The organism is Pedobacter boryungensis, from assembly GCF_013204825.1.
In the GTDB taxonomy this organism is placed as follows: Bacteria; Bacteroidota; Bacteroidia; order Sphingobacteriales; family Sphingobacteriaceae; genus Pedobacter; species Pedobacter boryungensis.
The window spans coordinates 992107-1013027 of sequence record NZ_JABMKV010000002.1; the positions used below are offsets into that span (position 1 = coordinate 992107).

A 20921-nucleotide genomic window follows, 5' to 3' on the forward strand; every position below is an offset into this window, starting at 1 on the left:
AAAAAACAGAAAAATACTTGCTTACATGGCACTAATTATAGTTTCGTTGCCAAGTCTTTGTTGTGTAATCCTAGTAATGAAAGTGCTATTTCTATAGAACCGTATTATACATTATTCTCCATCATTCGTATATTCTAAAATATCTCCAGGCTGACAGTTTAAGACTTTACAGATGGCTTCTAAAGTAGAGAAACGAATAGCCTTTGCTTTTCCTGTTTTTAAAATGGATAAATTGGAAAGTGTTAAATCAACCTTTACTGAAAGTTCATTTAAAGACATCTTTCGTTTAGCCATCATCACATCTAAATTTACAATTATTGACATGGTTATATGATTAATTCGTTTTCTTGTTGTAATTCAATGCCTCTTGCAAATAATAAGGATATAAAATATAAGATGCCTGCAAAGAATAAAAAGGCATCTCCAAGCCCAATATGTTCGGTAAGATTTGGAAGATTTAATTTTAGGGCTATAAATTTACCTGCATAGCCTACAGCTACTTCACTTAACAGACCGACGAATAATGAAAAAATACTCATTCTCTTAATCAATTGACCAATGGTTTCGCTAAAAGGGCTAACCATATTAATTTTCAAGAAGATTTGAATTAAACAATAAAATAATAAGGCTTCTAATACTGTAATGGCTATCATACAGCCAACTAAAATAGAGTAGTCTATTATATCATAAGCGTGTAGGTGCGATAAATCTAAATTTAATGCTAAATTTTTTGCACCCATAGGGTTGATGTACATAGCCATAATATAATAGCATAAAAGCATACCTGCTTTTACACAAAGTCCAACAAAGGTAATCCAGGACAAAATGTTGAGGACTTTTAGAATAGTAGTGGATTGTGTTGTCATAATTATAAAATTTAAATTATATGACAAAGGTAAAATAATTATTGAATATCAATAAAAATAAATTGAAAAAGGATAAACGATATCGATGGTGTATTAAGATTGCTTAGTAATTCGCAATGACGAACACCAGTATGGACTTACTTAATTAACGTATTACGATTAAACGATCGAGTTGGGCTGATTCATTCCTAATAGATCATTCCAGTGAACGGCGATCACGAAGTGCTTAGATATCTAATCTTAAAGTGCATTAAGATACCAATCGAGTTGGGTATGACGACGCCTAGGAAAGATTGCCTCTCGTAATGATGATAAATTGCTAAGAGAGTAGGTCAGAAAATTTGTTCTTATTCTTCTCGTAAAATCTTTTCCATTTTACGGCCTTTTGCTAATTCATCTATGATTTTATCTAAATAGCGGATTTGTTGCGTTAAAGGATTTTTAATTTCTTCTATTCGATAGCCACATATTACTCCAGTAATGAGTTGTGCATTAGGATTTAGTTTAGCTTGCTGAAAGAATTTTTCGAACGTTACTTTTTCATCGATAAGTTCTTGTTGTTTTTTTGCATCGAAACCAGTTAACCATTCTATTACTTGTTGTAATTCTGCAATAGTCCTACCTTTCTTTTCAACTTTTGTAACGTAGTGTGGGTATACAGATGCGAAAGTTAGTTTTGCAATTTTCTGATCATGTTCTGGTGTAGCATTCATCTTATTAATGTTTAGCCACATTTTAAAATCTGCGGCATAATTACTGAAATTCGTTATTTCAATCGTTCTAAATGTCCTTTTCTTTTCACAATGTTTTTATAATCCCATTGTATTTCTATCGACTTTTTTAACCAACGTTTTACTTCTTCAGGTTTAATTTCGGAAAAATTGGTGTAAAAAATAGAAGCATCTTTAAACTTTTTACCGACTACATTTAAATTTTCTTCCTCAAAACCCGCTCCACTCCAAAACATAAGTCTTATTCCAGCCTTTTGTTTGCTATATCCAACAATTGGATTACCTTCTAAAAACCAAACAGGATGTGCATGCCAAATTTTACTTTCTGCTAAGCTAAGCTCCTTATTAATTAATTTAGCTAAGTGGTCACAAATTTCTCTTTCGCCTTCGGTTTTACTGTTGTTGTAGGTTGGAATTTCTTGGTTCATATTTTATCCTTATCAATCAACAGTATAATTCAATTCAGTTACGCCACAAGTAAACTGATGGGAGTTTAAGAGCTTCAGTTTTGTTTTCTCAGTAATACCTTTAAACAAAGGGATGCCTTGTCCAAGAATAATCGGGTTAACAAATAGCCAGTAGCCATCTATCAAGTTCTGTTCAATAAGTGAGTGCGTTGCCGTCGGACTACCAAAAAGTAAGATGTCGTTACCTGATTGTTTTTTTATTTCATTGATATGATCAGCAAGATTGTCGCTAATAATGGTAGTATTGTTTAGCTCTGCATCCTTCATAGTTTTTGATAAGACAACTTTGTGAACTTGACTATACCACTTTGAATGTTCAATATCGTGTTTGCTCGCTGTCGGGCTATCAGCTGCGGTAGGCCAGTAGCCTTCCATCATTTCATATGTCACTCGTCCATATAAGGCAGTATCTCCTTCGCCAATCCGATTACCAACGTAATCAAAAATTTCTTCATCAACTTTAATCCAATCCATTTCTCCATTCGGACCCGCTACAAAACCATCAAGGGATATGTGCATAAATGAAATTATTTTTCTCATGTGGTTTACGTTTAAGGTGTCTCGTAGTATTAATGCAATATAATTACAAAATTTGAATTTACATTTAATTCTCCTTTGCCCCAAAAACATTGGTACCTTTTCCTGTGGTGATTAAGCTAAATAAACTTTCTTGCATCAATGCTCCCCAAGCCCAAGAGCAATTCTCATAACATTCGAAAGTTGGCACTAAACCTTCATGTGTAAAACGAACCTGAGTTTTATTATTGATCTCCTTAATTTCAAAAACTATTTTTGTGCCTGTCCATTCGGTTTGATTTGAGAAACTTAGTTTACTGTCGGTAACCAACCAAACCACTTTTTCGTTAGGAATTAGCTCAACTAATTTTTGTCGCGAAAAGTGAACATCATTCATTTGGTAATCAAATTCATCACCTAAATTTTTTGTGCTTCCTTTTATTTCGCCTTGCCACCAGGCACCCACATTCATAATGGCATTAAATACTTCTGCAGGAGTTTGGTTGACAAAAAAAGTACTAGTGAAATTAGTAGATGATAATGCTTTTTCATCTTCCGTTTGCGGTTTGTCTTTACCATTTGGTTCACCTTTCCCAGTCGTGATTAACTTATACAAACTTTGATGAATGTAAGTGTTCCAAGCATTTTCGCAAATATCATAACACTCATAGGTTGGTACTAAGCCTACCTGCGTAAATTGAAGCTGAGTTTTATCGCCTATTTCAGTTATTTCAAAAACAATGGTGTTACCTTTCCATTCCTCTTTGTCTTTGGTAAAACTAAAATGGTTATCTAGTACTTCCCAAACTACTTTTTCATTTGGAACGAACTCCACTATTTTCAATTTGCACACATGTACATCTTGATAATGATACCTCCATTCTTCATTTAATTTTTGGGTATTTCCTTCAATTTCTTCGCTCCACCAACCGCGTACATTATTAACTGCATTAAATACTTCTTCGGGAGAATGGTCAACTACAATAGTTGTTGTAAAATTTGATGCTTTCATTGTTTGATTACTTTAATAAAACCAATTGACCTAAATGATATTGCAAATGAGAGGTTCTTGTAATGATGATATTTAACTTGTTGCGATGCGGTTCGTTAGCAAAGTCTTCGGCAGAAACAGCCGTATGTTTTTCAAACCATTGGTCTATTGTCAATGCATCGAACTTTTGCTTTAATACTTCACATTGCTTTGTCCAAAACGCTCGTAGCTCTGCTACTGATGGCATCGGCGTTGCAACGTTATCGGGAGATTTTATAAAAGGCTCAGCTAATGCTGGATATAATTTTTCGCCCATGTCTAATAAAATCAGCATATCATCGTGAACTGCAATAAGGTGACCTAATAAATAAATACCTCTGTTTTTACCTGGTGCAATTTGTTTTTGGAAGGTCTCGTCAGTTAAGGTGCTAATTAAAGCATCACCACTTTTTATCGATGCATTCCAACGGTCTAATACGATTTTAACGCTAGTTTCTGTTTGTGTCATTGTTGCCATATCAATCTTTATATAAATCTAACATCACAAATGTAATGTCTAAATATAAAGTAAATATGGTGTAAAATAGACTTTATGATGGGTTGATTTGGACAAGCAAAGATGATACCTTTGTATAAAATGATAGCAATGAAACAGCTTACAATTATTGTCCCTAATGGTGATAACAACCTGAGTAGTATTACGGGCGCTTATGAAATATTTACAAAAGCAAATTCATATGGTAAAGCTAAGGGTAAAAATGAATTGTTTAATATTCAGTTAGCTGGCATTGCTGAAAAGGTAGAATTTAATAATGGTTTATTTACGGTAAAGCCACATACCCATATATCAGCTATTGCTAAAACCGACCTGATCATTATTCCTTCCTTAAACCATAACTATGAAATGGCTTTAGCTGGAAATGATTTGCTCTTGGATTGGCTAGAGAAACAATATAAAAACGGTGCAGAAATCGCAACAATTTGCACAGGTGCGTTTATGCTAGCTGCATCTGGTTTGCTAGATGGAAAAAGTTGCTCTACGCATTGGTCGGTAACGGATAATTTTAGAGCAATGTTTCCTAAAGTTAATTTACAAATCGATAAGTTGATTACCGATGAAAAAGGGATTTATACCAATGGTGGTGCTTATTCCTTTTTGAATTTAATGCTGTATCTGGTTGAAAAATATTACGACAGAGAAACTGCCATTTATTGTTCTAAAGTTTTCCAAATAGAATTGGATCGGAATGCACAATCAGAATTTGCAATTTTTATAGGTCAAAAAACACATAGTGATGATGTGGTAAAAAGTGCGCAAGAATACATTGAAAATAACTTGCAGGAAAAAATCAGCATAGAGAATTTATCGGCTAAGTTTAATGTAGGCAGAAGGAATTTTGACCGCAGGTTTATTAAAGCAACAGGAAATACCCCCATAGAATATACACAAAGAGTGAAGATAGAAGTGGCTAAAAAGGCTTTTGAAACCAATCGAAAAACCGTAAGCGAAGTCATGTATGAGGTTGGTTATGCTGATATAAAAGCCTTTAGAGAAGTGTTTAGGAAAATTACAGGTATGTCTCCATTAGAATATAAAGGGAGATATTATAAGGAAACCTCATTGTATAAGTAGTTGCTTAAACTTTAATTTTTCAGTTAAACGATTGCCTAAACTCCAAGGGTGAAATGTTAGTCTTTGTCTTGAAAAGTTTGCTGAATGATTGTGGATGTTCAAAGCCCAATTCGTAAGCAATTTCGCTTATTGACAGTGCTGTCGTAGATATCTTTTCTTTCGCCTTCTCAATCAATTTATCGTGAATGTGTTGTTGTGTGCTTTGCCCTGTTAGCATTTTGAGTAAACCACTCAAATAATTTGGAGAAACATTTAACTCATCGGCAACATGCTGAACAGTTGGCAAACCTTTCGAAATTAAATCGCCACTGTTAAAGTAATCTGACAACAATGTTTCTAATCGATCAAGTATTTGATGATTGATCTTTTTTCTGGTAATGAATTGCCTTTGATAAAAACGCTCTGAATAGTTGAACAAGGTTTCAATTTGCGAAATGATGATCCGCTGGCTAAACTTGTCAATATTTGAATGGTATTCTTGTTTAATATTCTGAATAACGTTTAGAATTACATTTTCTTCTTTTTCAGAAAGCCACAATGCTTCTTTCACGGAATAATCAAAAAATCCATATTGTTTAATGGTTTTTGCAAGCGGAGTGTTCCAAAGAAAATCTGGGTGAATGAGCAACATCCACCCTGATCTTTTAATTTCTTCATCCTGACTATTGATGATTTTTAACACTTGATTTGGTGCCATGAAAAACAATACCCCTTCGTTAAAATCACAGGCTTGTTGACCATAGTACATTTTATTTACGCCTCTTTTTAGCGCAATGCTGTAATAATCAAATGTCAAATTTTCAATGTTATCACTTGGTGCTACATAGATTTGAGCATAATCTACCACACTAATTAAAGGGTGTTCGGGTTTAGGTAAACCTCTCAATTCATGAAACTCACTAATCGACTTTAATCTATGCACTTTCATACCTCAAAGATAATTGTTTTTTAAAAGGACTATTCCTATTAATGAGCACCCTGATTAAAAACCATTGCAAAATCTTTTGCGAAGTCAGTAAGTTTCACTTTGCCTAACGTTGGTTTGTTCTTGTTATAATCATCGTATAAAACGCCACTCATTCTGCCTTGGTTCATTGCTGCCAAACCTTCGGCGCCTTGCGAACTAAAACCCACTCGTTGTAAATTTGCAATAAAATCTTCATTCGAAATTACAACCCATTTTACATCGGATTTTCCAATGGCTTCACCTAAAATTGCGGCCACTTCATTTGGCGTCACTTCATCACTTGCAATGTAACGGATTTCTCTTCCATCAAATGGCAAGTCAATTTCTTCAGCAATCGTATCTGCAATATCTAATGGCGAAACCCAAGGTTCCTTAAATTCATCGCCGCCGTAGTTTTGAAAAATACTTCCTGCGTTTTTAATGGAAGGAATAAAAGCAAACATATTGTAATAAAAGCCAACAGGTCGCATAGTTTTGATGGAAACAGTGCTTGGCAGTTCTTTCAAAATATTTTCAACCCAATGGTGCGTGGCTAATAGTCCTACGCCTTGGTCGGTATGACCGCCTATGCTGCTCAGATGGATCACTTTTGTAACACCTGATTGCTGAATGGCTTGCGCATAATTCTTGGCAATGTCTAACCAATATCCAGTGATGTCAATGGTAGGGTCGAAGAAGTTAAAAGGTGGCTCCATCAAATAAACGATATCTGCACCTTTGAATGTGTTGGAAAGAAACTCTAGATCTTCAATCGTTCCGATGGCGGGTTTGGCACCCATCTTTTCAATTTCTTCTTGTTTATCGGTTTTACTGCTGATGATGGTTACCGAATGTCCTTTTGCAATCAATTGTATTGCAAGTGGTTTGCTGATATGCCCTAATGAGCCTGTTAATACTACTTTCATTTTTTATGCTATTTAGCTTGACTATACAAAATTGCACCGAAGTTGAAAAACAGACTTAGCCAAATCTACTTTTGTAGTAGCCAAAAATGAGGGGAATAGATTAGTCTATATATCCAAAAGCCTTCTGTGATAGTTTATTTGCCCAAGATGATAGGCTAAATGTGTTGTTAAGTGAATTAAGAAATATTCGGTGGAAGTTTTCGCTTCAAAAACTAAAATTGGAAATTCTTTGTCCAATTCTTCATCAGTTAATTTATCGAGTGAGGTAGCTACAATTTGCTGTGTTTGCGTTATGCTTTTAATGAGTTCGGCTCTGGGAATGTTTTTTAAAGAGAATTCTAGCGGCCTGTTTCTAACGTAATTTGTCTTTCCAATTTCGGCACCGATATAGGCATTCAAATTTCCAATTAAGTGTTGACAAAGGTTCCCTGCAGAATTCGCGATTTGTTGATCAACTATCCAAAGGTTAGCTTCGTTTTGGTATAAGTCGATTTCATTTTTTAATTTATTCAAATCTCTATCGAATAAAGATTTTAGTGATTCGATGATCATTGGGTTAGTTTTTGATTTTCTTTGAAGATAGTGCAGCAATAGTTACTTGGCTAATTTATAACACAAGTGGGACGCTTGCGCTAGATTGGGTTGCTATTATAAGATATTCGTAAATACTTTATTTATTTAAATATTCACGCCGAGTTTTCTTTCTAAGGGTGTTTTGTGGGTCATTTTTAAGTTTTATTAATATGTTATTTGCGTTTTTAATGGAATCCAAAAACGCACGTTCTGTTCCTAAGTATGTTTTTGTACAATGTTTATCAAGTTCAAAAAATACTTTTTTTGCCCAAACTGTGTCTTGAAGTAAATTATAAGAAAATTCTACGATACTTCCAACTTTATAACCCATTGATGATAAATTGGAATAAGCTTTTTCTATAAATTCAAAATGGCTATAAGGTCGATTGTATTCCTCATATAACTTATCTTTTTCCCTTTCAGGAGGGTCAATTCCTTTTACCTCGTAGGGGGAAACCTCTCTGTAAATGGACTGCTTTCCAGTTGTGTCAAATCTAGGGATGTCAGATAACCTTAAAACAGTATCTGGTTGTGATTCTGGTTTAGTGTCAGGTGTTGAACTATTACAAGATGAAATAACAATACACATAAATGTGCAGAATAAAATATTTTTATATTTCATTTTCTCGATCAGAGTTGTTTTTATCGGCTTTTCTTTCATTTTTTCGAATTATTGATTAAAGCTTTAGATAAGTTTCTTAATCCTTATTCTTGCTAGATTTTCGGTTTGATTATCTAATATTTGATGCGTGATTTCGCCAATTTTTGAGATGTCATCGCTTTTCCAATTCTGGTCTTTTAAAGATAAAACTCCATCTAAAAAATTATCCATATCATCAGATTCAAATAGGTTCATTGTCAACATATTATTAATGTGGTTGTACTTAATTATCCCTACAAACTGGTAATATCGTTTGATTTCATAAAAGTCTCGTTGCAATTTATTAATGGCGATATTAAGATTATGAACGCCTTGTTCTCCAAATACAGCCTCATAGTTATTCACTACATCTTCATTTGTGAAAACAATCCATTTTTTTAGTGCATCATGCTTTACAAGGTCGTGGGCAATTAATTCTATCATAAATAATTAATAATTTACAAGCGTTCTAAAACTTAGGTATTTATACTGCAAATTGTCGGTTATAATTACAGCTAACTAGTTTATATCTGCCATTATTTGCTCCAATACTGATAATGCTATTTGCATAAAGCCATAACATGGCTTATCATTTACTAATATAAAACAATACATCATCAAATAGATATTTGAATGATAAATTACAACTTCAACACCAAACCCGTATAATAATTAATCCTTGCGGCGGCATTAAAATATCTATTATTTGCTGCGTTTAAATCATTGCCTAAACTATAGCTTTGATTAAACAGATTGTTCACCCCAAAAGAAAGATCGAAAGCTACTTTACCAATTTTTAAATTCCTCATTCCAGCTTTTACATCAGCTAAGTGATACGGTTTTGCGAAAACTGTATTTGCATCATTCAATGGAATAGCAGCTGTATAATTGTGCTGTGCAAATAGATAAAAACCTTTGTCGAAATTAAACAGCAAACTGCTGACGATTGTGTACGTAGGTACGCCAGATAATTTATTTCCAGAATAATCTTGCAAAGCATTTTTAAAATCATCAAACCTAAAATGACTGTAGGTATAACTGCTTCTTAATTGTAAACCATTTATGAAGCCTTTTGCTGTGGGTTCAATTAGCCATGTAGCTACCTGAAATTCTGTACCCAATTGCTTTGTTCCACCTGCATTTATAAAATATTCTACATCGTTTGTGTTTAGTCGCCTTACTATCGCATCTTTTAAATTGAAATAGAATACAGTTGCATCTATATCAATTCGTTTATTGGTAGTTTGGTAACGAAGGCCACTTTCATAATTCCAACCAGCTTCTGCTTGTAAATTGGTATTGATGACATTATCTGAGGAACGAACTTCGGCCAGTGTAGGAGGTGAGTAACCTTTACTTGCGGATGCTCTTACTGTAAAGTTGCGATTAACTAAATAAGACGCAGCAAGTTTAGGCATCAACTGTTTTTTGAACGTTTTTTCTTTTTCAGCCAATGCCAAAGGGAAATAAGATTGGTAGTTGTATCCGTAAAAGTTTAAACTAGAACCAACCTCTACCAATAAACGCTGTTGGATATCGAAATTTAAACGTAAAAACGTAAAGCTTTGGTTGGCTTTTAGATGATCTGATGCAAGCAAAGTAGAAGGCGAGCCATTGGTATTTCCAAAATTGTTAATGTTCGTTTTGGTGCTTGCTGTTTCTAAGCCACCTTGTAAGGTATAGTTTAGATTTTTATTTGTTTTAGCGTATTCGATAAACGTTCTTAAACCTATGGTACTTTCTGTTCTTTTCTCGTAATTGGTAATAAATGGATTTTTAAAATCTGTGTGCGCAGTATACAAAGCAATTACATGCTTCAAGTTACTGGTGAAACTATAACTATTCGATAGTCCGCCAAAAAATGTTTTGTTAAAGATGCCTGCTTGTTGTTGCACTGCACCCGGTAAAGTAGGCGTTGCTGGTCGTGCAGCTTTTGGGTTGGCTGCTAATTGTGCAACGGTTAATCCGCCTGGGGTTTGGTAATCTAAATCGCTATACAACAAGAAAGCTTTTAACTGACCTTTTGTCAAATAGTCCCACTGTTGTGAAGTCTGAATATATTTTCGTTTTAATGCACTATTTTCTCGGTATCCATCGCTTTGCTGATAACCTTGAACAATGTTGAATTTGTAATTTTTAAATACCTGACTAAGATTTGCATTCTGATGAAACAGTCCGTAAGAACCAGCAGTTAAACCAACTTCAACTTGGTTGTTGTTTGCCAATGGCGATGTAATTAAAACAGCGCCACCTGTATTTGCACCAAATATGCTTGCTTGCGGACCTTTATAAATTTCCATGGCACTAATGGCGGTAGCATCTAGCGAGTTTAAGTAGCTATTGCCGCCTGCATCTGTAAAAGGAAAATCATCGATGTATATTTTGATATTCCTAATGCCAAATGGCGAACGCAACAAACTTCCACGAAGCGATAAACGGTAACTTCCGGGAGAACGTTCTTCCATGCGAACTCCGGGCGCTGTATTTATCAAACCAATTAGCGAAGAGGTAGATTGATTTTGAATTTGATTGCTATCTAAAATGCTAACTGTACCAACCGATCTGAGTAAGGGCTGCGGATTGTAATATCCTTTTACCGTTACCTCATTTAGCTTTTTAACGCTATCTGTTGGCTTAACTTGAGCAGCGACTGTAAAGGAAAATAGGGCAAGTAGAAGTGTAAGGGATAATTTTGACATAGCAGTTAAACTGCTGCAATTTAAAAATTAATTACGATTGCTGATGATTGGTGTTAGTGCTAACAATAAATAATTAAATGCAGTTTTTGGGTTCTATTCTTTTCTACTATGCTTTTCCTCCATGTTCGTCATCCTGAGCTTGTCGAAGGATCTTTATTTGTAGGCCACATGCGTCATTCCCGTGAAAACGGGAATCTTAAAGCGATAAAAAGAAATGATTAATGCATTAAGATGCCCAGTCAAGCTGAGCAAGACGATATGTTGCGCTATCGGCTGATGTCTTACCAGCAGAAATAGCTAATGCGATTAGTTAATTCGGTAGGCTACACCAAATCTGATTACTCGTGAATGGGCTTCCCATGGTCCACCACCAATCATGCCTTCCAAATAATTGCTTAAGCCATAAGAATAACCTGCATACACACAAAATTTCTGGTAGTTTGCTGTTAATTGAATGCGTGGTCTAAGATCTGTTTTTAAGTTTTTTCTATCTCCGTCTGTAGCATATACTGTTCCATCTGCTATTTTAGCTTCTCCTTTTTCTTGTGATTTTAAAATAAAGCCTATGTCCATTCCAGCGGTTAAGTCGAGCGTTGTTTTATATTTGCCAAAACGAAAACCGAAATTAGGGTGCAGGTTTAAAAATTGCGTAGTTAACTTACTTTCCCCGCTTGCTTTCACATATGAAGACCCTGTAGCATAGGTAGAAGCGAAATCAATGTCAATTTTACTGCTCATCGCTTCGTAGCCTAAGTCTAATCCGACTAAGAAATGATTAACGAAAATATGTTTAGCATTGGCTGATAAACCATATACAAAACCATTTTTTTCTCCGTAAGGATTGTTGGTGTAATTATTTTCACTACCTACAATTATAAAAGAAGTTTTGGCAGCAGAGCTTCCTCCAAAAGAAAATAAACCTGAGTTAAAGGCAACGGAAACTTCAGTTTGTGCAAATGCAACTGTTAAGAAAAATAAACTGAATGCGGTAAGTAAAATTTTTTTCATGATGAGTTATTTGGTTGGTTTCCAATGTATACGCATATAAGCTGTTAAACGCTACTAGGGACAAGAGATATTTCCAATCTTCAATGCATTGCACCCTTTTCTAAAGCTATTCTTGTTTTTCTTTAGGGTTTTTAAATAAGAAGTAAAGCGTCATTAAAAAAGTTAAAATATAGATTACCGCCATGGCAGGGCTTTCAAATGTGAAACTTTTAAAATCGAATTGTTTATAAATTGTTACGCCTAAAACGACAGCAATGATGATTAATGGAAATGATAATCCTTTTTTGTTGTTCATAAGTGATAAGGTTTAATTGATAATTTTTGCATTTGAATCTGCTTTTAGATTTGCTATTCGCTCTCGCCATTGTTGAAGTTCTTCGGGTGTTAGCCTTACCCAATCCGTTACTTCGCCCACAATTTTTAATGGTGCTGTACTGCGATAAGAACGTGTTGGATTACCTGGGAATTTTTTGTCGGTAACGTTTGGATCATTTTCAAAACTTCCTGTAGGCTCAACTAAGTAAACGCGATCTTCTCCATTGCCTTTGGCTAGGGCAGCAGCAAGTCCGGCACCATTAGGTAGGGCAGTAAAATAAATATGGTTCATAATCACTTCATCATAATAATTAGAGTTAAAACCAGCTGTAAGTAAATCTCCAGGTTTCAAATCTGCTTTTGTTCCATGATAAAAAGGGCCTATGTCTAAAATCTCAGCATCTTCAATTCTCTTACTTTCGTCTTTCATTCTTAATATATTAGGTTGATCAATTACTTTTTGCCAAGTTCTTCTGCTAAACCAACGAGTAGTCCTTCGGTGCCACGAATATAACACAGCTTATAGGTTTCTCCATATTTAACTATTTCACCTACCAGTTTTGCGCCTTTTTTGATCAACCTTGCTACCAGTTCCTCTAAGTCTTCCACGGTAAACATTACTCTTAAATAACCAAGAGAGTTTACAGGCGCAGTGCGATGATCTGAAATGGTGTGCGGACTTAGAAACCGTGAAAGTTCTAATCGACTGTGACCATCTGGTGTAATCATCATGGCAATTTCTACACTTTGATTGCCTAGCCCAGTCACACTACCTGCCCATTCTCCCTCTATCATAGCTCGGCCTTCAAGTTTTAAACCTATCTCTGTAAAAAAAGCAATCGCATCGTCTAATGACTCTACAACGATGCCCATGTTGTCCATTCGCAGTAATTTATTTTGTGCCATAGTCTTAATTAAATCTTTGCGTTAAGGTATAAAGTTTCCATCTAATATGCAGACTGTTTTTTTGTCAAACGACTAACAAGCAGTTTCTTTAATTCGCTGGATATTTTTCGTAGGCCAATTTGTAAATCTCTGGCTCCGAAAGTCCTTGTTGTCTAAGCTGGCCGCAGTAAGTGGCACGAAGTCCTGCTAAGTCATCAAAGGGATGGGATTCCAGAATGCTGTGATGTCTAGCGTTTTCCTTTTGTCTCCAACTATCATTAAGTTGACCCAATAATTCCTCCTGCTTTTGAAACATCATTCTTCTGGAATCTTTGTCCGCTATTCTATTTTTTAATTCATAGTCAGAAGCCATCGCAAAAGTCACATTAGCAAAAATCCAATAGAGTAAATCATCGATGTTGTTCGTTCCTTTCCTTTCGTATTCTTGCCCCCGCTCTGAGATAATGTAAAACATATAACCTAAATTGTCGACTTCAATATAAGGATGGGCGTCCCATTTTTGATTTCCGAAACTAGGTAGAAGATTTAGTGGAACATGGATTTTTAAAGCCAATTCCGTTACTATTTCCTCTATGTCGTTAAGTGAATACGTCATCAATAAGTTCTGTTTGTTATAAGTTGCCCAAAAATTCAGTTTTGTAAGGTTAGTTTCATCGTGATGTCCGTTTGTTCTTCTGTTCCAAGTATAAATGTATGTTTGGCAAACTCAACGAAGCCATTTTTCTTGTAGAAACTGATAGCTCTGGGATTTTCTTCCCAAACCCCTAACCAAATATAATTTATCCCTTTGCTACGGGCTACTTCAATTGCTTTATCATACAGCATTTGACCTACCTTCTTTCCATGAAATTCTTTTAACACATAAATCCTTTCAATTTCTATAGCATCATTATCTTTTAATTTTGTTTGAGATGGACCAGAATTAAGTTTTAAATAACCAATTATTCTTGTGTCAATTTTTGCCACATAAAACTCAGCATGCTCGTCACTCAGTTCAGCTGTAAGTTTATCGGTCGAAAAACTATTTTCCAAGTAGTTATTCATATTTTCTTCCGTATTACTTTCAGCATAGGTTTCGAAAAAAGTTTGCTTGCCAATTTGTTGTAATTGGTTAACGTCCTTAATCGTAATTTTTTCAATGCTAATGTTTTCCATTGTTTTTTGCTACGTAATTTAAGGTATTTACTGCGTCATTGCGAGGGACGAAGCAAACTTAAAGCATTATACAGGATATCCTACTATAGTTGTAATATTGCTTCGTTCCTCGTAATGACGACTACTGGATTAGTTCCTTAAAGAATGTTTTCAATTTTACATATTGAAGTAACATGATGGTTTTTCTATCCTTTACAAACTAGGCTTGCCCTACATAGGTTTATTTTTCTAATAAGTTAGGGATTTCGTCTAAACTGTAATAAATTTTCAAACCCCGCTCTTGTGCAATTCTCACATCGTTGTCGGCTCCTTTTGATGCTCCTTCAAGTCGAAGAACTGCGTCACATTTTTCAAGAAGGCGATGTGCAACAGGATATTGTATTTCATCCCATGCACTGTCTCCAATTTCTTTTGAACCAGCTAAGTGCATTAAGGGTAAAGCTACCCATTCACCAATTATAGGGATATGTCCTTTACGAAATAATGGCAAGGCAACCGATTCAAGTTTATCTAAATTCTTTTTTATCAAAATTGGATCGTCGTTAGTGCCTCCTCTATAAGGCCCTGCTATAAGTATCATCATAGTTTTAAAGTATGTTGTTCAGTTTTACATATTGAAGTAACATGATGGTTTTTCCATCTTTAATTTCTCCAGTTTCTATCATTTGCATTGCTTGGGCAATATCAAGTTCTAATACTTCAATATTTTCTTCTTCATGCTCAAGGCCGCCACTGTCTGTTACTTTCATTTCCTTTGCGTATTCGGCCACAAAAAAATACAAAATCTCTGTTACCGAACCTGGAGACATATAGGCTTCAAAAATTTTTCGTACTTCGGTAACTTTATAGCCTGTTTCCTCTTCGGTTTCTCTTCTAATACAATCTTCAGGGTTATCTTTATCTAACAAGCCTGCACAGGCTTCAATTAACATTCCAGATTCATTTCCATTCACAAAAGTTGGAAGTCTAAATTGTCTGGTTAGGATCACTGTTTTTTGTGCCTTGTTATACAGTAAAATGGTAGCTCCATTTCCCCTGTCGTAAGCTTCTCTGCTTTGAGTAAGTGTGGTGCCATCTTCTTTGGTGTACTCGTAGGTTATTTTTTTAAGCACATACCAATTGTCAGAAAGTACTTTAGTGTCTACTATTTTTACATTGTTTATCATGTGTTCATTGTTTATTTAATGTTCGCAAATGGTTAAGCCCTTTACAGTACTATTATAATTTCTTTCTTTTCCACGCAATTACCTTTATTCCTTCCGAATAATGTGCTGAGTCAGGTTTTCTTTCAGATAGATTAATTTCACCAATGGTATAGGTTACTTGTAGTTCTTTTATATTTACGCTTTTTAGTTCCCACTCTTTGTGATGAATGTCATAACGATAAATTTCACTGTCTTTATCAAGATATAGGCAATATCTTTCAGTCAACCACATAGCGAGGTCTGTTTTGCTTTTCAAATTGTCTCCAACATTAAACTCTGTATAAAGTTTAAAATGTTTTTTAGAATTTTCTGATTTATAAACTTTATCGTTTCTACTGATTTTTGATTTTTCATATGGAAGTCCTGAAATTGCTTTCGCTAAAAATGTAGAAATTATTTTCCCCGCTTCTATATTCAAGAAGTAAACACCTTTCTTGTTATTATTATCAATATAAGTCCTAATATTTATTTCATCGAAATCTGAAATCAAACTGACCGATGGAAAATATTTGGGTCTAATTTTTTCCATCGTAAAAGCAACCAATGAAATGTAGCATTTACCTTCAAAAGTGTCAATTGATAGATTTGAAGGGACACATTTTTTTAAAAGTTCAAAAGGAACTTCCCAATGTAAAAATAATGCCTTGTTCCACTCTTGATAGTAGGTCCAATTTCCTTTTGGCATGCCAAAAGGTCTGTGGAGTGTTTTATTTAATATTTCTTCTATACTTTCATTCATTGTGGCGGCTTATGATTAGACAAGTTTTTGGTTTTTGAGCTCTTTTATAGTGCTGAAGTTATGATAATATGAATTCATTTTTGAAGTGAATTCGCTGACAAACACATATTATTAACCATCAATTATTTTATAAGGGTTCACATAATCACTAAAGTTTTCGATAATCTCAGTTTGTTCTTCCTCATACCATTGTAGTCGGTAAACAATAGGTTTATTATCCCTTAAAACGTGAAGTGTAAGCCATCAGCATGTGCAAGAAAATTTGTTCCCTGATAAGTCCAAATCTCACCAATATCGTGAACAATTCCGTCGAAATCAATGAAGGTCTTTTTAACTTGGTAAACTTGCCCTATTTTAAGATGAAGTAAGTTGTTCATAAATTTTTGCTAAAAGAGAGTCGATTGGTAAACTTAGTCATTGTATTTTCTTTAAAAAATCATCTTTTAGGGTGCTAAGTCTATCATACTGATTAGTTTCTGTAGACTTAATGTGCTTAAATTGAGAGGTAAACTGTTTTCCCTTATGTTTATCGGTTTTTCTTCACGAGAGATGAAGATTTCTAGAGGAGAGAAGATCATTTCTCGTCGAGAAATGTCTTTCGACTTACGGTCGAAGCCCTTCGCATTTGAGTTAAAGCACTTTTCTAAACAGTAAAAGGCTATTTACTTTGGGAAGATGCTCTTTACGTAACGGTCGAAGCGCTTTTCTAAACGGTAAAAGGCTATTTACTTTGGGAAGATTCTCTTTGCGTAACGGTCGAAAGGCTTTCCATTACGGTCGAAGTGCTTTTCTAAACGGCAAAAGCCTATTAACTTTGGGAAAATGCTCTTTACATAACGGTCGAAAGGCTTTCCATTAGGGTAAATTGCTTTCGACTTTCAGTAAAAGAGCTTTACTCAATAGGAAAAGGTCGGTTCCTTATGCTAAATGCAGTTAAATCACATTAATTAACTTCGTGCATATCTTTTATTGCAGTGTGCCGTTAGTAACTGGTTGAAAACAATAGGTTTTTACCACACCGCCGATCTAAACATGAAAAACATGAAAATTGCTAAATTAATTATAGACTATTCGAAACTATCGGATGCAAATTTGAACCAAAGAGCACAAAATGTATTGGATGCCTTAACAGGAAATGCTAATTTTCCTATAACAACGCCAACCTTGATGGCATTTAATAAAACTCTAAGTACTTACAATACTCATTTAGCTAAAGCAGCTAATGGTGATAGAGAACTGATTGCCTTAAAAAATCAAACTAAATTGGCGTTAACCTTAGCGATGCGCCAATTAGCATTAGATATCTCCACTCAAGCCAACGGCGATAAAGCTAAATTGCTAAGTAGCGGTTTTGATATGGGAAGTACTGGTGAGGCTAGTGCTCCCTTAGAAAATCCAAGAGAGTTTACAATAAGCGATGGGGCTAACCCTGGAGAGCTTATTTTTTCGTGCAAAGGTGTAAAAAATGTATTGAGTTATATTTTTCAATATTCAGAAGAAATGCCTACTGCAGATACTCCATGGAAAATTCAACCTAACAGTTCACGTCAGTTTACGTTTGTGGGCTTAAAAAGTGGTGCACGTATTTATGGTCGTATTACGGCAGTTGGTAGGAGAGGACAAAAAGCAGAAAGTGATATTATTTCTAGAGTTGTGCAGTAAATGATTTGAGGCTTCGGCCCCGAATCATTTAAAAGTTGGTAAACTTGTATAGATCCTTCGACTATGCTCAGGATGACGGCTGAGGTTAATCGTCATACTGAGCGTAGTCAAGAATTATTTTTCTCGCAAGGAATATCCCTTTACTGATGCACGTATTTGATATGTACCTCTAAAAGGCTGTTAACCTTTCGGCTAAACCATCATTTTAAAACTTTGATAAAAGTTCATCTTCCTCGTCTGGTTTGCCGTATGCGTCCGCTTCCGTTAAATGTCCGTCTTGGTCGCTTATTCTTGTAAGCTTTTTACCTTGTTTAAACACTAATTGAAGTCCATGCTCTTGTTCCCAATCACACTCGCAAGCAATTTGAACATATATGTCTTGCTCTTTGTAAGGCCTTCTTGTTACATAAATCTCTGTTGGCTGAATAAAATTCCAAATTTCATTTTTATTCTTAATTTGTCTTAGTGGTTCATCCGCTTCATCATATTCCACTTCGTCCAAAAAGTCCATACAGTTTTGATAAGCTAATTCAGAAATTGAATCTCGGTCGACAGCAGTTAGTTTTAGAAAATTTGTCAATGCTTGGTCTGCTTCATCAACAAAAGTGTGGTCATCTTCAGGTTCAAAATCGGTAAAAGTAATCGTCAACTTCATGTTGTCGAAAAAGGGAATGGAGATTTCTTCACTTTTCCACCAATCGGGAAGACCTGTATCTTGTTTTAGTCTTCCAATAATCTTTGATATAACTTCTTTGCTCATTTTTATCTTGTTGTTTTTAAGCTGGTTACTAACGCTTAAATATACATATGTTTTTATATTCACTGCTAGCCAATAGTTACATTAATTGCTATTCAGCCCATTTTAATGACCTTTAAGTAAATATTGCCTGAATGGATTTTGCTATATAATGGTATAGAATTTAGTATTGATTATAACAAGCTAGACACTCTTGCTATTCATGGTTTCCGCTAAAAAAGGCAGTCATTATTTCCAATGCATTTTTGCTGTGCATTCTTTCCCCATTGTCAAGCGATTCTTGGGCCATTTGAGATGCTCTTTTTCGCATAACTGTTTCATAAGATGCAATCGCTTTTGCTATCGTTTCGTGTTCGTTACTTGATAAAACTTCAGACAACTCTAAGGCATCAAGCATTGCCATATTTACACCTTCGCCAGCAAACGGCGGCATTACATGAGCTGCATCTCCAAGCAGGGTGATATTTGATTGAGCTTCCCAAGTTTGATCTAAAGGCATACAATATATTGGTCGTGGAATAAATGGCACTGTTGTGTTTTCAAATAATTCATGCCAAATTGTGCTCCACTCTGGATAAGCTTTCTTAAACCAATTTAGTACTTGGTTGTGATCTTTAAAATCTAACCCACTTGTTGTAGCCCAATTTTCGGCTGCTTTGAAACTTGCATAAAACCCGATTTCTCCATTTGCTTTTTGCCCCATCAAAATATCTTTTTCGTTTCCGAAAGCCATTATTTTTCCTCCTCGAAGAATGGCAGAAACTTTTGGTACTACTTTTTCACCCTTATAGATGTTTCCTTCAAGCATCGTTATGCCAGAATAAAAAGGTTTAATATTCGTAATGTAGGGGCGAATTTTCGAATTTGCTCCATCTGCTGCAATTACAATATCTGCGTAAGTGCTTTTGCCATTTTTGAAATGCAACAACCAGCCCTCGCCTTGTTTATCCATGGATAAAAAGTGACTGTTCCAAACAATATTATCAGGGTGTAAAGAATTTATTAATAGTTTTCGGAGCACTCCTCGGTCTATTTCCGGACGAAAATATTGGTCGCCAAAGTTTTCTTCTTTTTTAGTTTCATGATCGGTAAAAACAATTTCGGCTTGATCGTTAGTGATCGTTGTTTTATCTGCGCCCGGCATATAGTTCTTTTTGAACTCCTCCAGCAAATCGGCTTTTCGAATAGCTGCCAAACCTGAATTTTCATGTAAATCGAGAGGGGAGCCTTGAACTCTTGCGTTTTTATCGACATCTCTTTCATATACTTTTACATTTACGTTTTGTAATTGTAAAAGTCTGGCTAGGGTAAGTCCGCCTGGACCACCGCCTACAATTGCTATTTGTTTATTTTGTATCAGCATAATTTTAAATTTATGCTACAAAATTAGTCTTCACCGTAGGCTAAGAATTGTAAAAATCGGTCGTTTTCATTTTTATAGAGTTCTTTCGGAGAAACGCCAGAAAATTGTTTAATTTCTTTAATAAAATGTGACTGATCGGTGAAATTGAGTTTTGGATAAAGATGACCGTTTTTGATAAATGGAAGCGAATATTGGAATCGAAGTATTTTGCAATATGCTTTTAAAGAAAGTCCAAACTGCTGATTGAAGTATCTATTCATTTGGCGTTCACTCCAATGTAGCTTTTCAGCAAGTTCTTTGATTGGCATTTCGCCATTTGAAGCGAAGATCAATTGAAATAATTCACGTTTGCGTTCATCTATTTTCTTTGGCAAAATAGATTTGATCTTGTTGCTTGCTTTTTCACAAAATCTTTCAAAATTATCCAAGTCATTGATAGTGACATCCCAAAAACCAGCAGGCAAAATTTTTCCTGTGTTGATGATGTCAGCTATTGGCTCATTAAAGATGTATTCTATAGCGAGTGGATTAAAACTCACCGAAAAGAAATTGACAACTTCTTGGTGAGTGTATTTGGGTTTTGTTTCTAATCCCAAAAGCGCTACGATCAATTGATTGTCCTTTGTTTTGGAGAAGATTAAATCTACTTTTCCATTTGGAATGATGACTGCTTGCTCTTGACTTGAGAAACCTTGCAGGCAAGTGAAAGCATACACAAAATCAGTAAGTGATTTATCAGGTTCGATGAGTTGAAAGTTTAATGCGTTTTTCATCGGTCGTAACATTTCGGGGCTTTGGAAATTTGGACGGTTACTTGAATTTA

The 20921-nt window shown here is 35.1% G+C and carries 28 protein-coding genes; 2 read left to right on the forward strand and 26 right to left on the reverse strand.

Going from position 1 to position 20921, the window contains the following annotated elements; genetic code table 11:
* Positions 1-111 precede the first annotated feature (111 nt).
* The 7 genes from HQN85_RS11025 to HQN85_RS11055 all read right to left on the reverse strand — a co-directional run bounded on the left by HQN85_RS11025 (position 112) and on the right by HQN85_RS11055 (position 4088).
* Positions 112-324 (reverse strand): helix-turn-helix domain-containing protein, encoded by a 213-nt coding sequence (locus tag HQN85_RS11025; protein ID WP_173272114.1) that lies wholly within the window; start codon positions 322-324, stop codon positions 112-114.
* 2 nt (positions 325-326) lie between these two features.
* Positions 327-866, reverse strand: coding sequence for a DUF2975 domain-containing protein (locus HQN85_RS11030; protein ID WP_173272116.1), 540 nt, complete (start codon positions 864-866; stop codon positions 327-329).
* A 347-nt stretch (positions 867-1213) separates the two neighbouring features.
* A complete protein-coding gene (locus tag HQN85_RS11035; RefSeq protein WP_246249720.1) occupies positions 1214-1600 on the reverse strand; it encodes a DUF2200 domain-containing protein in 387 nt (128 codons plus the stop codon).
* Between the two features lie 32 nt (positions 1601-1632).
* Complete coding sequence (locus tag HQN85_RS11040) at positions 1633-2025, reverse strand: DUF1801 domain-containing protein (protein WP_173272118.1); 393 nt, start codon at positions 2023-2025, stop codon at positions 1633-1635.
* A gap of 12 nt (positions 2026-2037) precedes the next feature.
* Positions 2038-2604 carry a dihydrofolate reductase family protein gene (locus HQN85_RS11045; protein ID WP_173272120.1) on the reverse strand — a complete coding sequence of 189 codons (567 nt, stop codon included), beginning with the start codon at positions 2602-2604 and terminating at the stop codon, positions 2038-2040.
* Between the two features lie 64 nt (positions 2605-2668).
* Complete coding sequence (locus tag HQN85_RS15775) at positions 2669-3592, reverse strand: SRPBCC family protein (RefSeq protein ID WP_173272122.1); 924 nt, start codon at positions 3590-3592, stop codon at positions 2669-2671.
* Between the two features lie 7 nt (positions 3593-3599).
* Positions 3600-4088 carry a DinB family protein gene (locus HQN85_RS11055; RefSeq protein WP_216847262.1) on the reverse strand — a complete coding sequence of 163 codons (489 nt, stop codon included), beginning with the start codon at positions 4086-4088 and terminating at the stop codon, positions 3600-3602.
* Between the two features lie 129 nt (positions 4089-4217).
* Here HQN85_RS11055 and HQN85_RS11060 point away from each other — a divergent pair, with 129 nt between their 5' ends.
* The gene (locus HQN85_RS11060) at positions 4218-5204 is read left to right on the forward strand and encodes a GlxA family transcriptional regulator (RefSeq protein ID WP_173272124.1); all 987 of its coding nucleotides are present in this window, start codon (positions 4218-4220) and stop codon (positions 5202-5204) included.
* Positions 5205-5223: 19 nt separating this feature from the next.
* On the opposite strand, the gene HQN85_RS11065 is transcribed toward HQN85_RS11060, so the two are convergent.
* The 16 genes from HQN85_RS11065 to HQN85_RS11140 all read right to left on the reverse strand — a co-directional run bounded on the left by HQN85_RS11065 (position 5224) and on the right by HQN85_RS11140 (position 16693).
* Complete coding sequence (locus HQN85_RS11065; RefSeq protein WP_173272126.1) at positions 5224-6132, reverse strand: helix-turn-helix domain-containing protein; 909 nt, start codon at positions 6130-6132, stop codon at positions 5224-5226.
* 38 nt (positions 6133-6170) lie between these two features.
* On the reverse strand, positions 6171-7076 hold the full coding sequence (locus tag HQN85_RS11070) for an NmrA family NAD(P)-binding protein (RefSeq protein WP_173272128.1): 906 nt from the start codon (positions 7074-7076) through the stop codon (positions 6171-6173).
* Positions 7077-7181: 105 nt separating this feature from the next.
* The gene (locus HQN85_RS11075) at positions 7182-7628 is read right to left on the reverse strand and encodes a DinB family protein (RefSeq protein WP_173272130.1); all 447 of its coding nucleotides are present in this window, start codon (positions 7626-7628) and stop codon (positions 7182-7184) included.
* Positions 7629-7746: 118 nt separating this feature from the next.
* Entirely contained in the window at positions 7747-8310 is a 564-nt protein-coding gene (locus tag HQN85_RS11080; RefSeq protein WP_173272132.1) for a hypothetical protein, read from the reverse strand.
* Between the two features lie 24 nt (positions 8311-8334).
* A complete protein-coding gene (locus HQN85_RS11085) occupies positions 8335-8733 on the reverse strand; it encodes a hypothetical protein (protein ID WP_173272134.1) in 399 nt (132 codons plus the stop codon).
* A gap of 197 nt (positions 8734-8930) precedes the next feature.
* Complete coding sequence (locus HQN85_RS11090; RefSeq protein WP_173272136.1) at positions 8931-10988, reverse strand: TonB-dependent receptor; 2058 nt, start codon at positions 10986-10988, stop codon at positions 8931-8933.
* A gap of 306 nt (positions 10989-11294) precedes the next feature.
* Positions 11295-11996 carry an outer membrane beta-barrel protein gene (locus HQN85_RS11095; RefSeq protein ID WP_173272138.1) on the reverse strand — a complete coding sequence of 234 codons (702 nt, stop codon included), beginning with the start codon at positions 11994-11996 and terminating at the stop codon, positions 11295-11297.
* Between the two features lie 106 nt (positions 11997-12102).
* On the reverse strand, positions 12103-12291 hold the full coding sequence (locus tag HQN85_RS11100) for a hypothetical protein (RefSeq protein WP_173272140.1): 189 nt from the start codon (positions 12289-12291) through the stop codon (positions 12103-12105).
* Between the two features lie 12 nt (positions 12292-12303).
* Entirely contained in the window at positions 12304-12741 is a 438-nt protein-coding gene (gene arr, locus HQN85_RS11105) for an NAD(+)--rifampin ADP-ribosyltransferase (protein ID WP_173272142.1), read from the reverse strand.
* A gap of 23 nt (positions 12742-12764) precedes the next feature.
* Positions 12765-13217: a VOC family protein gene (locus HQN85_RS11110; RefSeq protein WP_173272143.1), complete on the reverse strand. Its 453-nt coding sequence runs from the start codon at positions 13215-13217 to the stop codon at positions 12765-12767.
* Between the two features lie 88 nt (positions 13218-13305).
* Positions 13306-13812, reverse strand: a complete 507-nt coding sequence (locus tag HQN85_RS11115; protein ID WP_173272145.1) for an Imm63 family immunity protein — start codon at positions 13810-13812, stop codon at positions 13306-13308.
* 35 nt (positions 13813-13847) lie between these two features.
* Positions 13848-14372, reverse strand: a complete 525-nt coding sequence (locus tag HQN85_RS11120; RefSeq protein WP_173272147.1) for a GNAT family N-acetyltransferase — start codon at positions 14370-14372, stop codon at positions 13848-13850.
* 220 nt (positions 14373-14592) lie between these two features.
* The gene (locus tag HQN85_RS11125) at positions 14593-14955 is read right to left on the reverse strand and encodes a DUF4406 domain-containing protein (protein ID WP_173272149.1); all 363 of its coding nucleotides are present in this window, start codon (positions 14953-14955) and stop codon (positions 14593-14595) included.
* Between the two features lie 4 nt (positions 14956-14959).
* Positions 14960-15538, reverse strand: coding sequence for a GDP-mannose pyrophosphatase NudK (gene nudK / locus HQN85_RS11130; protein WP_173272151.1), 579 nt, complete (start codon positions 15536-15538; stop codon positions 14960-14962).
* A 52-nt stretch (positions 15539-15590) separates the two neighbouring features.
* Complete coding sequence (locus tag HQN85_RS11135) at positions 15591-16316, reverse strand: YqjF family protein (RefSeq protein ID WP_173272153.1); 726 nt, start codon at positions 16314-16316, stop codon at positions 15591-15593.
* 221 nt (positions 16317-16537) lie between these two features.
* Positions 16538-16693, reverse strand: coding sequence for a DUF3601 domain-containing protein (locus HQN85_RS11140; RefSeq protein ID WP_173272155.1), 156 nt, complete (start codon positions 16691-16693; stop codon positions 16538-16540).
* A gap of 664 nt (positions 16694-17357) precedes the next feature.
* Between HQN85_RS11140 and HQN85_RS11145 the strand changes: the two genes are divergently transcribed.
* Complete coding sequence (locus HQN85_RS11145) at positions 17358-17978, forward strand: hypothetical protein (protein ID WP_216847263.1); 621 nt, start codon at positions 17358-17360, stop codon at positions 17976-17978.
* 205 nt (positions 17979-18183) lie between these two features.
* Here the strand turns inward: HQN85_RS11145 and HQN85_RS11150 are convergent, their stop codons facing one another.
* The 3 genes from HQN85_RS11150 to HQN85_RS11160 all read right to left on the reverse strand — a co-directional run bounded on the left by HQN85_RS11150 (position 18184) and on the right by HQN85_RS11160 (position 20871).
* The gene (locus HQN85_RS11150) at positions 18184-18738 is read right to left on the reverse strand and encodes a DUF6985 domain-containing protein (RefSeq protein WP_173272159.1); all 555 of its coding nucleotides are present in this window, start codon (positions 18736-18738) and stop codon (positions 18184-18186) included.
* Between the two features lie 193 nt (positions 18739-18931).
* Positions 18932-20098 (reverse strand): FAD-dependent oxidoreductase, encoded by a 1167-nt coding sequence (locus HQN85_RS11155; protein ID WP_173272161.1) that lies wholly within the window; start codon positions 20096-20098, stop codon positions 18932-18934.
* 23 nt (positions 20099-20121) lie between these two features.
* Complete coding sequence (locus tag HQN85_RS11160) at positions 20122-20871, reverse strand: helix-turn-helix domain-containing protein (RefSeq protein WP_173272163.1); 750 nt, start codon at positions 20869-20871, stop codon at positions 20122-20124.
* Between the last annotated feature and the right edge of the window lie 50 nt (positions 20872-20921).